Consider the following 14,039-nt stretch of genomic DNA (forward strand, 5'->3'; position numbering starts at 1 on the left):
GAAATTATATTCTTCCTTACATATTATTTAATTTGCTCAACATTCAACATATGGAAGCATACAGCCATTTCATCGTATGCTTCCATAATTTAAGGTTCATTTAAGGTTCGTTACCCTTTTATTAAACCTAAATCCACTTTCCATTGTAACCATTGCAGCTGTCTCGTTTTACGAGGTAAGAATTGACGAATATCTTCCTCATGGTACCCAACTTGGAATCTTTTTTCATCCACCAAAATTGGACTTTTCAGCAGTCTTGGGTACTTGTGAATTAATTTCAATAAAGTTTGCAGAGACAAATCCTCTACATTCAAATTCAATTCTTTAAAAATTTTAGAACGGGTTGAAAGAATCTCATCCGTACCTTCTACAGTCATTTGTAAAATATTCTTTAGTTCGTCAATTGTCAATGGTTGATGTAAAATATTTCGTTCCTTATAAGCAATTCCATTTTTGCGAAACCATTGTCTCGCTTTTCTTGTAGATGAGCAAGATACTCCGTAAATATGCACTGTCATATTCATTCTCCTTATTATTTGACATATTCATTACAAGAATCAAAGTGATTATGATGAAATGAAAGTAAAACATTTCTGCTTCTTCATTCCATTTTTTCTATCTTAGTTTCACTTTAGCATGGAAATGTGGTAAAACTATGGTAAGGTCATAAAAAAAACATGAAATGAAGCTTAATTCAATGAAATAAAGCTTACTGCTATTATTCCTTCGCTCTGTAAATATGCTTTCCCGGCTTCACGATACGCACTTAAATTTCTGTCTGATAACAACTTAAATCAAATAACGAACTCAAAAGAAAACAAATGACAGAGGTCAGCACCATTCTTCTATCTCCGCCATTTTCGCAACCAGTTCATCTTCTAATTCTTTTCCTGTATCCGTATCTAATAAATGGTTAAATAAGATGGAAAAGATAAGCCGTTGTCCCTTTACATTGGTTACATAGCCGGAAAGGGTGCTGACGCCTTCAATGGTTCCTGTTTTCGCCTGAACATCCAGTCCCTTCATACGTTCACGTAATGTGCCTCCAATCATTTTATCCGCTTCTCCAGCTGCCGGCAGACTGGCTAAAAATGCAGGGAACCACTTTTCCTGCTGAATTTCATACAGTAATCGCGTCAGCTCTTCAGCTGGAATGAAGTTAGCTGCTGAAATTCCGGAACCGTCCTTTAACTGGATTGTATCCAGATTGATTGAATAGGAAGCCAGAGCTTCTTTTACTGCTGTCAGACCGGATTCCCATGAACCGTCATCATATGTTTTACGCCCTAATTCTTTTGTGATCATTTCACCAATCCCATTATTGCTCAGCTTCATAAAGGGAATAATAATGTCAGTTAATGGCAGTGACTGTTTATGGTGAATACACACTGCATCTCCCTGAAGCTTTCCTTTTTTTATCTGGCCTTCTAGCACAACACCTTCCTTTTTTAACATTCGCCGGATTGTGTCAGCGATATAACTTTCAATATGTTTAATGGCCATATATACTTCCTGCTTTCCTTCTTTCCTGCCGATTTCTCCAGATATAAAAAAGTGATTTTCTGCATTATCCCGTCTTACAATCAGTGCTTCCTCATCCGCTTCTTCTGTCGTTACGGCTTTATTAACTACTGTGATTCCTTCCGTATGCGGCAGGATTTCTATTTTTGGCGCTGTATTCAATTCTCCTGGAGAAATAATAAATTTAATTGTATTCGTATCATAATCAGCATCTGGAGCAAGTGTTAAAGCAGATACTTCTGAACCATACCCGTATTGCTGATCAGCCCAAATTAAATCATCAGACCAGCGGATATCATCGTACCAGCTGTCATCAAGAATAAAGTCTCCGGATATATTTCTAATCCCATGCTCTTTTAAAGAAGCCACAAACTGTTTATAATCCTTTTCTTGTAAAGTCGGATCTCCCTTTCCAACCAAATAAACATTACCATGACAGGTTTCCTCCACTACTTCTCCACCCATATGAAGTTCGGTTTGAAATGTATATTCAGGACCTAATTTCCTTAATGCCGCCGCTGCTGTCAGTATTTTCAAGTTGGAAGCAGGCTGCAGCCGTGTTGATGCATAATAATCAAACAGGCTTGCACCACTTGTCCCGGAGCGCACACTTATTCCTAAAACATCCCCCTTGCTGTTACATTTGTTTAATAAAAAGTTATTTAGTTTTTGCATCGATTCCACCTCGGATGATGTATTACGTTCTTAAATTTCTAATTCGATAACTATAGGTTAAAATCCTTTTTTCTAGTCAAATACCCTCTCAAACATAAAATCATTTCATATAGTAAACATACAGGGGGTGTAAAAAATGAGTAATTACAATGAATTTGGCGGAGGTTTTGCTCTACTGGTAGTCCTGTTCATCTTATTGATTATTGTAGGTACTTCTTATTGGGGATTCTAGTGATGCCATGATAAACAAATCTTTTCCTCCTCTTCCCTATAATTAATTAGCTTCACGTACGGCTGGCTAAGAAAATAGATCGTGATTATGAACGCTTGTAAAGATAAGGCATCGACCTCTTTACAAGCATTTTTTATGTGTAATATAAAAACAAGGCGCATGATGGAAAACTACATCGGCGCCTTGTTTCTCTTATTTTGACGGATCCTTTTCAGGCTCATCATTATCTTCTTTTATTTCTTTCTTTTTGTCTTCCTCAGACATTATATTATTTGCTGAATTTTTGAATTCCCGTAAGGTCTGTCCGGCTGCTTTCCCGATTTCCGGAAGCTTTTTGGGACCGAAAATAATTAAGGCAATGACAACTATCAATATCAAACCCGGAATACCTATGTTTGCTGGACTCATGGAACCACACCTCCATTCTGATTTCATTATAAATCATTTCGATCTATTTTTTAATGGTTACACCTATAAAATTATGACGATTTGGCTTCTTTTTGTGAAATTTGTAGAATGAGCTGACGCATTAAATATGGAAATTGCTCAAATGCATTGGTAATATGCAGCCTTTCTGTGCGTTTATGTGCATCATGCCCGAACGGACCTACATTTAACACAGGCGCATCCAATTCACGCATCAATGAAAATGGCAATTCATACGAATCCCCCCAGACAGGCGTGTTTTCCTCGTAGACCTGCAAGCCTGTATCACTTCCCTGATAATGTACATAACTTAAATCACAAATTCCATTTAAAAAATGACTTCGTTTGATATCTAATTGAAATTCTTTTTTTGCTTCTTTTTCAACAAAATCGACACAATATTCTACAAAGGCGTTGCCGCTGGAATTTACAGCAGGATAATAAGGAGGCGCAAATAAAATCACCATGGCTGGGGCAAGCTCCTGACAATGAATCATTAAGCTGTCCGTAATACGAAGCGATTTTTCCCGGTCATCATAGTCATCATGAAAATGAATATCCTTTTTCACATCTCCAACAAATTCCCTGCCTAGTTTATTCCCTGCATACTCTAATAACTCTTTATAAGAAATTACTTTCACATGACCAATCGGCTGCACTTGATTATCCTTACATATCTTTTTATACCGCTCATTACATTGTGCAGCAGCAGTCTTGGCAACCTGTTCAAATAAAGCAAAGGCCTCTTCTGCTGTCCGTTCTAAAAGAAAAATATTGTACAAAGCGGAAGAACGGTACGGAGTTTGAGTGGAGTACCGCAGCCGCAAATCGGTTTGCTGCAGGGTAACCGGCAGCGGAGCGGTTTCTCCGAGTACGGTTTCCTGAAAAATGGGATTCCATTCCATCTCCCTTGTTAAAAATGAAGAGATAAACGGAGATGTCATTCCGCTCAATGGCTCTCCTGCATGGGTTTCCTTTCCGTAGAATAACGCTCCAGCTAATACCTTCCCGATCGTCCCGCTGTAAATATAGTGTGTATTGTCCTTTGGATCATGACGGAATGTCGGCTCACTATTTAAAAATAACGTATAGGTTAACTCATGCTGTTTTTGTAATTCCGTCAGAACAGGGATGGCATAACGCATTCCTGCTGAATTCACTTCTTCGTCGGGCACAGTCAATAAAAGCAGATTAATTGGCCACTTCTCAATGCTGGCCTGTTCAATCAGACTCATATGCATCACGAGGCCCATCTTCATATCCATTGTGCCGCGCCCGAATAAGAAATCACCTGATTCTATATCTGCACGGATGTCTCTCGAAAATGTATCCTTTTGTTCCAGATATACTTTCGTAAGCTCCTCCGGCTGTGTTGCGAGCGGCTCCAGTGAACCATATTCCTCGGTATTCACCGTATCAAAATGGCTGATCAGGCAAATCGTCTGCGCAGCTTCCGGATGTTTATATAAAGCCGTTAAAAGCTTCCGGCGCTGGTCTGCCTCATGCAGATTTAAGTAAGCAGGATGGTCATGAAAATAAGTTAAATCCTGAAGCTTAGCATATAGCTTTCTGGGAAATTGCTTTTCTCCTTCTGAAAGACTGATACTCTTCCAGCTGACTAGCTCATTTAAGAGCTGGCGTAATTCATCCGCACTGTTCCATTGAAATGCCTCCACGAAAACCCCCGCCTTTCTATTAACCTTCCTTTCTATTATATCAGCAATTGAACGCGTTTACATTATTAGCAGGTATTCTCTTCCCAAATAATTTTCCATGGCCAGCTAGATAACAGTTCAGTCTTGGCCGCAAAATATGGTATGATTTATTTATAGTATAGAAAATTCATCAGGAGGTTATGTATGGGGAAAAGAATTACACTGTTTCTTTTAACAAACATTTTAGTTATGACGACAATCGTCATTGTCTGGTCCATCCTTACAAGTATATTTGATATTGGGCCAAGCTATCGTTCAGATGGCGGAATTGATTATGTTTCTCTCATGATATTCAGTATTGTTGTAGGTTTTACCGGTTCATTTATTTCTTTAGCAATGTCCCGTTGGATGGCTAAGACCATGATGAAGGTGAAAATAGTTGACCCGAATCATATTACTACACAGCAAGAGCGTGACGTTTATGAAAAAGTAGAACGGTTATCCCGTGCTGCCGGACTTGCACATACACCAGAGGTTGGTATTTACCCGTCACATGAAGTAAATGCTTTTGCAACAGGTCCAAGTAAAAAACGCTCTTTAGTTGCTGTTTCTCAAGGTCTGCTGGACAGTATGGATGATGATGCCGTAGAAGGAGTCATTGCACATGAGGTGGCTCACGTTGCGAATGGCGATATGGTGACAATGACCTTATTACAGGGAATCGTCAATACATTTGTCGTCTTTTTGTCCCGGATCGCTGCAATGATCGTTTCCAGATTTGTACGTTCCGAGCTGCAATGGATTGTTCAATTTGCTGCAATCATTATTTTCCAAATCTTATTTTCTATTTTAGGAAGCTTTGTCGTCAGTGCTTATTCCAGACATCGGGAATATCACGCAGACCGGGGCGGTGCAGATTTAGCAGGCCGTGATAAGATGACACATGCTTTACAATCGTTAAAAGCTTATATCAATCGTGCAGAAGCAGACGATCACACAAATGACACAGCAATTCAAACCATGAAAATCAGCAATAAATCCAGTATCCTTAATGCTTTATCTTCTCACCCGCCGCTGGATGAACGAATTGCTAGATTACAACAGCGCTAAGAAAATAAAACTTCCTTCTGCGGAGCGTTTTCGTACTCCTCCGCAAAAGGAAGTTTTTTTAATAGCTAATTAGGAAAGAAACTTCACACAAACCACTTCTGGAACATCGATTACCTGATCTGTCTGCGTTAATTTTCCTGTTTCTGCATCTCTTTCAAACAATACAACGTTTCCGGTATGCTGATTAGAAGCAAGAAGGAATTTTTCAGTCGGATCTAATACAAAGTCTCTTGGCCATTCCCCGCCAGATGGTGTGAATTCTAGAAATGTCAGCTCTCCGCTATTTTCATCTACTTTGAATGAAGCAATACTATTATGCCCGCGATTTCCTGTATAAAGGAATTTTCCATCTGAAGTGATATGAACCGCGCTCGCATCGTTTGTTTCTTCAAAGTCAGCAGGCTTCGCAAGAATCGTCTGTTTCTCCGTAAATTCGCCTGTCTCCTGATTGTAATCTAAAACAATTACCTCTGTAGAAAGCTCTGTAATTAGATAAGCAATTGGTTTATTCGGATGGAACGTAATATGTCTTGGTCCGCTCCCCGGATTTGCATGAAAAGTACTCACTTCCTGCAAAGAAGAATCTGCCATCTTATACGTCACTAAACGATCTGTTCCTAAATCTGCAACAACGATAAATTTCTTATCTGGAGTAAATCCAGTGAAATGAACATGCGGTTTTTCCTGTCTTTCATGCGGTCCGTTTCCTTCATGCTTGGTAAATTGCCCTTGCTCTACTTCTCCATCGTCATTTGTAAAATGAAGGCCAATATCACCCTTATGATAATTTCCTGTTACTACCACGTTTGCTGCTGCCTCTACGTGGCATGGAGGGTTCCCTTCTACCAATTGACCATTTAATGGGGTTAATTCTCCGCTCGTTTTATCAACACGGAAAGCATTTACGCCTCCCATATCATCTTCCTGCGCAACAGCATATAAATAATCCTGATTTTCATTAAAATTAAGATATGTTGGGTTTCCAAGCTCTGCTGCTACCTCAGAAGCAGACAGCTGCCCTTTTTCTGTATCCAGAGTGAATCGATATACTCCCTGGCTTGTCTTTCTTGTGTAGGTTCCTGCGTAACCAAAGTATTTGCTCATTTGAATGCATCCTTCCTTCAAAAACTATTCTTTCATTTGTTCATTGTATCATTTTCGACAAAAAGGTTACATATATAAGCATTTTAAAAATTCAATTTGCTGCTAAAACAGTTATCCTCCAGCCTGCGTTTGCTCACCCCATGAAATCCGTTGGAGGCGGCTTCCTCCAACTTTTTATAAAATAACTCAACTTTCGTACCTAAGAATAAGCATACATATCTTGCTATTCCAAGATGAACATGTTCTCCATTATCATGCTTACTTTTTGGTTAAATATCGGCCTTTTTGGAATTGGTGAAGGTGCATAGCTCCTACAACCAACCACTCCGCTTTCCGCCGCAGCGGTGCTTTACACTTCACCTTCTATTCTTTGTCAAGGGAGTTATCCAAGGAACGATCAACTCCTGTTCCTATGGAAATGAAATTACTTTTAGTGTGCGAAAATTGAGTAATAAGAAAAAAGCCGGAGTCACACCCCGGCCCTATTTCTTATTTATTCTTATGCTCTTGAAGCCTGTTCATGGTTTCATTAAATTCTGCTTCAATTTCTTTGTTAGGCTTATACGTTTGAAGGCTGACTAAAATAATTACAGCTGTACTCAGAATAAACCCGGGTACTATTTCATATAAATATCCGGACAATGGAGAGTAGCCCCATGCAAATACAACGACCGCACCGACAATCATCCCCCAAAGGGCTCCAGCTCCTGTTGTTTTCCTCCAAAATAGAGACAGCAGAACGACCGGTCCAAAAGAAGCACCAAAGCCTGCCCATGCAAAAGAAACAAGCCCTAAGATGGTATCATTTTGCTGCCAGGCAAATATCATAGCAATGAGTGAAACAGCTAAAACAGCCAGTCTCCCCAAATTCACATAGGTTTTATCCTTTGCATCTGCATGAAACACAGCCTTGAAAATATCCTCCACCAGCGCAGAAGAAGTTACCAGCAGCTGGGAAGACACCGTACTCATAATTGCGGCAAGTACTGCCGCCAGCAGAAGGCCAGCTATGAATGGATGAAATAATAATTGCCCTAAAACAATAAATACAGCCTCTGGATCCGCTAATGTCAATTCTGGATTGGCTTGAAAAAATGCAAATCCGGATATCGCTGTTGCGGCAGCACCGACTAATGAAATGACCATCCAGCTGATGCCGATACGGCGGGCAGAAGTGGTTTCTTTCACCGACTTGATTGCCATAAAACGAACGATAATATGCGGCTGCCCAAAATAACCCAGTCCCCATGCTAAGGATGAAATTATCCCCGTGGCTGATGCAGCGGCAAAAAAGCTTAATATATCGGGATTGACATCTTGGACAATGGTTACTGTTTCGCCAATTCCTCCAAGTGAAACAATGGTCATTGCCGGTACCAGAATCAGCGCCAGGAACATCATCGTTCCCTGCACTACATCGGTAAAACTGACTGCAAGAAAACCGCCGACAAGTGTATAGATAATAGTTACCGCTGCTACGGTCATTAAGCCAGTATGATAGTTTACATCAAAGGCGCTCTGAAAAAATACGCCTCCTGCAACCATCCCTGAAGAAACATAAAATGTAAAATAAAGCAATATAACAATACCGGATGCGATGCGTAATACCTTCGTATTGTTTTTAAAGCGGCTGTCTAAGTAACTTGGAATCGTAATGGAGTTATTTGATACCTCGGTATAGGTCCGCAGTCTCGGAGCAATAATCAGCCAGTTTACCCAAGCCCCGGCTGCCAGACCGATGGCCATCCATCCCTCGGCCAGACCAAATACATAAATTGCGCCGGGAAGCCCCATTAACAGCCATTGCGACATATCGGAAGCACCGGCACTCAGTGCTGATGTAACAGGCCCCAGACTTCTTCCGCCCAGCATATAGTCATCTAAATTCGATGTCTTACGGTAAGAATATAAGCCAATAGCGATCATCACTAAAAAGTACAAGACAATCGCCGTAATTTGATAGGTTGTTTCTGACATCCTTCCCTCTCCCTTTGTAGGTGATAAAATTTATAATAACAAGTGTAAAACTTGTAATTTTCATTTTGTTCATTAGCCTGTCTCTAATAACAGGCGTTGAAAAAGACGGTATGAGAAACAATCCTTTATGAGTTATCTGCTATTGCTTCTCCTTCTTCTTCCGCCTCCCCCAAAAAAGCAACAGCGTTAACGCTGCAGTTCCAATGATAATCGGCTGCTTTTTCAGCTTATCCTCCTCTGTATAAAAAACATCTTTCATAAGAAGATTCAGGTTCTGCGGTCTCTCTGCCAAACGGCGCATAAAATATCCGAACCAATCCTCTCCAAAGGGGATATATGTGCAGAATCGAAACCCCTCTTTTACCAATTGATGCTGCATATCGACTCGGAAACCGTAAAGCATTTGAAACTCAAAACGATCTTTTGAAATGTGATGTTCTTCGATAAACTCCTTTAATTCCTGAATGATACGATGATCATGCGTTGCGATAGATGTAAAAGCTTTTCCAAGCAACCTTTTCTTTGCTATCACCAGAAAATTCTTATCAATCTCCTCTTTGGAGGAATACGCAACCGTGCTGTCTTCTTTATAAGCTCCTTTTACGATACGCAGCCGCACTTCTTCAAGATCTCTTAAATCCTTCTCTGCATCAAACAAGTATGTCTGTATAACCGTACCGACATTGGTATAGCTTTTTCGAAGGCTTTTCAGAATCTCCAGGGTTTTCTCATAGTGGATATACTTCTCCATATCTATATTCACAAAAATGTCACATGCATGAGCCACGTCTAGAATCTGCTCCACATTTTCAATACAAAAAGCTTCTTCAATATCCAGCCCCAGCTGCGTCAGTTTGATAGAAATATGACAATCCAAATTCTCTTCCTGAATTTGATGAAGCATTGCTATGATATTCTCTTTTGCATGCACTGCTTCGTTTCTATCAGTTACAAACTCGCCGAGGTGGTCCATTGTACAAGATATCTGTTTTTGATTCAACTCTCTTATTACAGGAACAATGGCATCGAAAACGGTTCCGGCTACGAAACGTTCTGCTCCAAACCGCGTTCCAAATTTTCTTGCGCTTTTATTTAAAAAGTCATTATTGGAAAGTCCTATAAAAAAATCTCTAGCTAAATTAGCCATAACCCAATATCCCCCATCTTCAAAACAAGCTCTTCATTTAAAAAGCTTCCTGTGAACAGAAAAAACGATTTCTGCTTCTGTTCACAGGCAAGCTGCTATCTATTAAAATTGTTCTGACACAATTTTAGCCTCCAAGAAATGCTGCAGGTAATCCGGACCTCCTGCCTTTGAATCGGTTCCTGACATTTTAAATCCGCCAAATGGCTGATAACCGACAATGGCTGCTGTACAGCCGCGGTTAAAGTACAGGTTGCCGACATGGAAATCCTCCCGGGCACGTTCTAAATGATTGCGATTTGTAGAAATAACCGCTCCCGTTAACCCATATTCTGTATTGTTTGCAATCACTAAAAGCTCATCAAAGTCTTTTGCCTTTGCAAACGCAACGACAGGTCCAAAGATTTCCTCTTGCATGATACGTGCTTTAGGGTTCAGATCCTTGAAAATAGTTGGATAGATAAAGAAGCCTTTAGAGTCATCTGTCTCTCCTCCGAAAACAAGCTCTCCTTCTTCCTTGCCAATTTCAATATAGTTTTTGATTTTATCAAATTGTGCCTGATTAATAACCGAAGCCATATACACATTTTCCTCAGATGGATTGCCGACAGTTAATGTTTTGGCAATTTCAACTGATTTCCTGATAACTTCATCGTAGACATCCTCATGGATGATTGCACGGGAGCATGCAGAGCATTTTTGTCCGGAGAATCCGAATGCAGAATGAACAATTGACTCCGCAGCCAAATCTAAATCAGCTGTTTCATCAACAATAATTGTATCCTTCCCGCCCATTTCTGCAACAACCCGCTTCAGATGCTGCTGTCCTTCTTGAATTTTAGCTGCACGTTCAAAAATACGGACACCAGTCGCTCGTGAACCGGTAAAGTTAATAAAATGCGTATCTTTGTGGTCTACCAGATAATCGCCAATTTCCTTTGGATCACCCGGCACAAAATTTAATACGCCCTTAGGCAGACCAGCTTCTTCTAATACTTCTACAAGCTTATATGCAATAACCGGTGTATTTTCAGAAGGCTTTAATAAGACCGGATTTCCAGCAACAATCGGAGCAGCAACCGTTCCGCACACGATAGCAAATGCAAAATTCCATGGCGGAATAACAACACCGGGCCCCATTGCTTTATAAAAATATTTATTATTTTCCGTCATACGGTCTTCTACATGTTTTCCCTGATCAAGCTCCAGCATCTGGCGTCCATAATATTCTAAAAAGTCAATGCCCTCTGCAATATCTCCATCCGCCTGATCCCAAGGCTTGCCGGCATCTTGAATCAGCCAAGCAGAAAATTCATGCTTGCGGCGGCGGACAATTGCGGCCGCACGGAATAAAACATGCGCACGATCTTCCACTGGTACTTTTCTCCAGGTTTCATAAGCTTCTACTGCTGCCTGAAAAGCCTGTTCGACATGGTCCTTTGTTGCTTTTGATACGTTTCCAACCACTTCTTCCTTATTAGCTGAGTTGATGGATACCAGTTTATCCTCTGTATAAACTTTTTCTCCGTTGATAACCAGCGGATAATCTTTACCCAGCTCCGTGCGGACAGAACGTAATGCTCCCTCCAGTTCTTTTCTATTCTCTTCTTTCTTAAAATTTGTAAATGGTTCATGTGTAAATGGCTGCACCATGTAACATACCTCCTAGTAGATAATTTAATTCTGTTTTTCTATCAATCTATATGCAAAAAACATGCCAGTATTATCATTATTAATAAAAACACCTGATGAAAGCTTGTGAATAATGGAAGCGATTTCATTATTTTGTGATTTTCTATTGCCTTTTACTGCAAATCACCTTTACAATAGTGTAAAGGAAAATTACACATATTGTATAGAGGGTTTACAGTTTACTTTACATTTACGAGGTGAGTATATGAATGAACTTTTTTTCTTTGAGGAATTATTACAATCTGAAGATGATGCCATTACCATTGTAAATATAGAACAAAAAGTAATCTATTGGAACCATGCTGCCGAACAAACCTATCAAATTGATAAAGAACAAATTATCAACCAGCCTGTCACAGACTTCTTTTCACATGATGACCTGATGGTAATGAAGGTTTTAAATACGAGGAAGCCTGTTAAGAATGCCTATCACAGACCAAGGAAAGATAAGCATGTTGTGGTCAATTCCTCCCCTGTCTTCAATCAGGAAAATACTTTAATCGGTGTGATTTCGATTGAACGGGATATTACCCACATTGTGAAACTGAACGATAATTTGGAAAGTACCTCCCAAGAGCTGCAGGAGCTAAAGCAAAAAATGACTCCCGCCTCTTCCAGCTCTCCCTTTGCTAAATTAAAAGGAGACAGTCAGGCGCTTCACCAAATGATCCGGCTCGCCAGTAAAACTGCCGGAACCGATGCAACCACCTTGATTCTTGGAGAAAGCGGTACAGGGAAAGAGGTATGTGCCCGGGCGATTCATGATGCCAGTAAAAGAAAGAATGCCCCTTTTATTCCTGTCAATTGCGGCGCCATCCCGCAGGCATTATTTGAAAGTGAGTTATTTGGCTATGAGAGCGGCTCCTTTACCGGTGCTGAAAAAGGAGGGAAAGCAGGGAAAATTGAAATGGCTGATGGCGGCACAGTTTTTTTAGATGAAGTAGGTGAGCTTCCCTTAGATATGCAGGTAAAGCTTCTGCGTGTTCTGCAGGAAAATCGTATTTACCGTATCGGTGACTCAGGCGGAAAACAAATTGATGTCCGATTCGTTGCTGCAACAAATCAGAATTTAGAAAAGCTGATGCAAGAGAATAAATTCAGATCGGATCTATTTTACCGATTAAATGTTATTCAATTGACCATGCCTCCTCTGCGTGATAGAAAAAAAGATATCAGCATCCTGGCAAAAACATTTTTAAAGCAATTTGCTGCGAAGTATCAGACTTCTATTCCAGAGATACCTGATGAAACAATGGAAGCCCTGCAGCAATATCATTGGCCTGGAAATATAAGAGAAATCAGAAACCTGATGGAAAGAATCATTATCCTGCATGAGGGAACAACCTTAACCAGACAGGATGTATTAAGCTTTCTCCCGGTCTCCTTTTCAAATCCTCCCTTGCCGCATACGGAAACACTGCCGCTGGAGAAGGAAAACTTGGAGAAAATATCAATTGAACAGGCATTGGAATTATGTAACGGCAATAAATCAAAGGCCGCTAAACAGCTTGGTATATCCCGTGTTACCTTGTATCAAAAAATTAAAAAATACCATCTCGACATTTGATATACCTTCTTTTTCATTAACGTTTGGAGCTGTTTTCCAGGGCTAAAAAATATTCGCGGACACATGTCGCTTTTTATGAAATCAAAGACAGTTAAATAAAAAGAGAGGTTTTTTTCCCTCTCTTTATTTAATTGGTTAAAAAGCAAAACATTATTTAATTAACCATCCATACTGTAGAAAAATGCATGTTAGCCTTACAGCTAGGTGCTTGCAAAAACGGATCCCCGCTCCCCGCCGTGAAATAAGGAGACTATCTTTGTAAGAGCGCATCGCACTCTTCTTTAGAACAACATCATTTTTTTACTAAATATATCGAAAAATCAAATATTAATGCGCTTCTTCAAGGAATACGCTCGTACACTGCTAATTAAACGGAAAACTGCCCCCACGAGCAGCTAGATGATGATCTACATTGGTATATTTTAAAAGAAAAGGAAAATAATGATGCTCGATTATTCAGTAAAATCACTAAACTACTATTTTAAGAATAAGACTCTCAGACCATTTTTTAAAAAAATGAGAAAGAAAAACCACTAGTTTTGTCGAAAGCATTTCATTTTTTTTCTCTTTTTGCGATAATTCTTTTGGTACTTTAATAATAAGCTTTTATTACATTATTCATCGCAGCCAAATATTACTAAGAAAGGTGCATCGTAAAGGATATGAAAGAAGAAGTAAAGATTGATGAGTACAACAGGGAGGCCATTGTACTATCAATTGTTCAAAAAAGAAGTGAAATGTTACAACAAGCACAAAAGAATGGCTTGGGAGCCAAAGAAACCGTTAACTGCAGCCAAGAATTAGATGAGTTAATGAATCAGCTAGTTCTTTTAGATACTTAACATAAAAACGTACAAACAAAATCATTACATGATTAAATAGGGAAAGAGGCTCTTTTCATAAAGGGGCCTCTGTTTTATTATAATAATATAAAAT

Annotated in this window: 12 protein-coding genes; 4 read left to right on the forward strand and 8 right to left on the reverse strand. The window is 39.7% G+C overall.

Annotated elements, in window-relative coordinates; all coding sequences use genetic code 11:
- Nucleotides 1–110 precede the first annotated feature (110 nt).
- Together spx and dacB are read right to left on the reverse strand one after the other, a co-directional pair.
- Nucleotides 111–518: a transcriptional regulator Spx gene (spx, locus tag MKY65_RS13625; protein ID WP_042534537.1), complete on the reverse strand. Its 408-nt coding sequence runs from the start codon at nucleotides 516–518 to the stop codon at nucleotides 111–113.
- A 313-nt stretch (nucleotides 519–831) separates the two neighbouring features.
- The gene (gene dacB, locus MKY65_RS13630; protein ID WP_339177645.1) at nucleotides 832–2,196 is read right to left on the reverse strand and encodes a D-alanyl-D-alanine carboxypeptidase/D-alanyl-D-alanine-endopeptidase; all 1,365 of its coding nucleotides are present in this window, start codon (nucleotides 2,194–2,196) and stop codon (nucleotides 832–834) included.
- 136 nt (nucleotides 2,197–2,332) lie between these two features.
- Here dacB and MKY65_RS13635 point away from each other — a divergent pair, with 136 nt between their 5' ends.
- Entirely contained in the window at nucleotides 2,333–2,428 is a 96-nt protein-coding gene (locus tag MKY65_RS13635; protein WP_084612984.1) for a YjcZ family sporulation protein, read from the forward strand.
- Between the two features lie 192 nt (nucleotides 2,429–2,620).
- Here the strand turns inward: MKY65_RS13635 and tatA are convergent, their stop codons facing one another.
- Nucleotides 2,621–2,836, reverse strand: a complete 216-nt coding sequence (gene tatA / locus MKY65_RS13640) for a twin-arginine translocase TatA/TatE family subunit (RefSeq protein ID WP_339177648.1) — start codon at nucleotides 2,834–2,836, stop codon at nucleotides 2,621–2,623.
- Nucleotides 2,837–2,907: 71 nt separating this feature from the next.
- A complete protein-coding gene (locus MKY65_RS13645) occupies nucleotides 2,908–4,530 on the reverse strand; it encodes a M20/M25/M40 family metallo-hydrolase (protein ID WP_339177649.1) in 1,623 nt (540 codons plus the stop codon).
- A gap of 183 nt (nucleotides 4,531–4,713) precedes the next feature.
- Between MKY65_RS13645 and htpX the strand changes: the two genes are divergently transcribed.
- Nucleotides 4,714–5,619, forward strand: a complete 906-nt coding sequence (gene htpX / locus MKY65_RS13650) for a protease HtpX (protein ID WP_339177651.1) — start codon at nucleotides 4,714–4,716, stop codon at nucleotides 5,617–5,619.
- 69 nt (nucleotides 5,620–5,688) lie between these two features.
- Here htpX and MKY65_RS13655 read toward each other — a convergent pair whose 3' ends face one another.
- The 4 genes from MKY65_RS13655 to pruA all read right to left on the reverse strand — a co-directional run bounded on the left by MKY65_RS13655 (nucleotide 5,689) and on the right by pruA (nucleotide 11,497).
- Complete coding sequence (locus MKY65_RS13655; protein WP_339177653.1) at nucleotides 5,689–6,723, reverse strand: lactonase family protein; 1,035 nt, start codon at nucleotides 6,721–6,723, stop codon at nucleotides 5,689–5,691.
- 489 nt (nucleotides 6,724–7,212) lie between these two features.
- Nucleotides 7,213–8,700, reverse strand: a complete 1,488-nt coding sequence (putP, locus tag MKY65_RS13660) for a sodium/proline symporter PutP (protein WP_339177655.1) — start codon at nucleotides 8,698–8,700, stop codon at nucleotides 7,213–7,215.
- A gap of 139 nt (nucleotides 8,701–8,839) precedes the next feature.
- Entirely contained in the window at nucleotides 8,840–9,847 is a 1,008-nt protein-coding gene (locus MKY65_RS13665; RefSeq protein ID WP_339177657.1) for a proline dehydrogenase family protein, read from the reverse strand.
- A gap of 102 nt (nucleotides 9,848–9,949) precedes the next feature.
- Nucleotides 9,950–11,497, reverse strand: coding sequence for an L-glutamate gamma-semialdehyde dehydrogenase (pruA, locus tag MKY65_RS13670; RefSeq protein ID WP_339177660.1), 1,548 nt, complete (start codon nucleotides 11,495–11,497; stop codon nucleotides 9,950–9,952).
- A gap of 244 nt (nucleotides 11,498–11,741) precedes the next feature.
- Here pruA and MKY65_RS13675 point away from each other — a divergent pair, with 244 nt between their 5' ends.
- A complete protein-coding gene (locus tag MKY65_RS13675; RefSeq protein ID WP_339177661.1) occupies nucleotides 11,742–13,103 on the forward strand; it encodes a sigma 54-interacting transcriptional regulator in 1,362 nt (453 codons plus the stop codon).
- A gap of 662 nt (nucleotides 13,104–13,765) precedes the next feature.
- Nucleotides 13,766–13,945 carry an aspartyl-phosphate phosphatase Spo0E family protein gene (locus MKY65_RS13680; RefSeq protein WP_042534554.1) on the forward strand — a complete coding sequence of 60 codons (180 nt, stop codon included), beginning with the start codon at nucleotides 13,766–13,768 and terminating at the stop codon, nucleotides 13,943–13,945.
- The last annotated feature ends 94 nt before the right edge of the window (nucleotides 13,946–14,039 follow it).

Source organism: Oceanobacillus sp. FSL W7-1293 (assembly GCF_037969815.1).
GTDB lineage: Bacteria > Bacillota > Bacilli > Bacillales > Amphibacillaceae > Oceanobacillus > Oceanobacillus oncorhynchi.

Excerpts from the sequence above, each read along its gene's own strand:
- dacB (WP_339177645.1), bottom strand. The coding sequence starts at position 2,196 with ATGCAAAAACTAAATAACTTTTTATTAAACAAATGTAACAGCAAGGGG.
- MKY65_RS13635 (WP_084612984.1), top strand. The coding sequence starts at position 2,333 with ATGAGTAATTACAATGAATTTGGCGGAGGTTTTGCTCTACTGGTAGTC.
- spx (WP_042534537.1), bottom strand. The coding sequence starts at position 518 with ATGACAGTGCATATTTACGGAGTATCTTGCTCATCTACAAGAAAAGCG.
- tatA (WP_339177648.1), bottom strand. The coding sequence starts at position 2,836 with ATGAGTCCAGCAAACATAGGTATTCCGGGTTTGATATTGATAGTTGTC.
- MKY65_RS13680 (WP_042534554.1), top strand. The coding sequence starts at position 13,766 with ATGAAAGAAGAAGTAAAGATTGATGAGTACAACAGGGAGGCCATTGTA.
- MKY65_RS13675 (WP_339177661.1), top strand. The coding sequence starts at position 11,742 with ATGAATGAACTTTTTTTCTTTGAGGAATTATTACAATCTGAAGATGAT.
- pruA (WP_339177660.1), bottom strand. The coding sequence starts at position 11,497 with ATGGTGCAGCCATTTACACATGAACCATTTACAAATTTTAAGAAAGAA.
- MKY65_RS13655 (WP_339177653.1), bottom strand. The coding sequence starts at position 6,723 with ATGAGCAAATACTTTGGTTACGCAGGAACCTACACAAGAAAGACAAGC.
- putP (WP_339177655.1), bottom strand. The coding sequence starts at position 8,700 with ATGTCAGAAACAACCTATCAAATTACGGCGATTGTCTTGTACTTTTTA.
- MKY65_RS13665 (WP_339177657.1), bottom strand. The coding sequence starts at position 9,847 with ATGGCTAATTTAGCTAGAGATTTTTTTATAGGACTTTCCAATAATGAC.
- htpX (WP_339177651.1), top strand. The coding sequence starts at position 4,714 with ATGGGGAAAAGAATTACACTGTTTCTTTTAACAAACATTTTAGTTATG.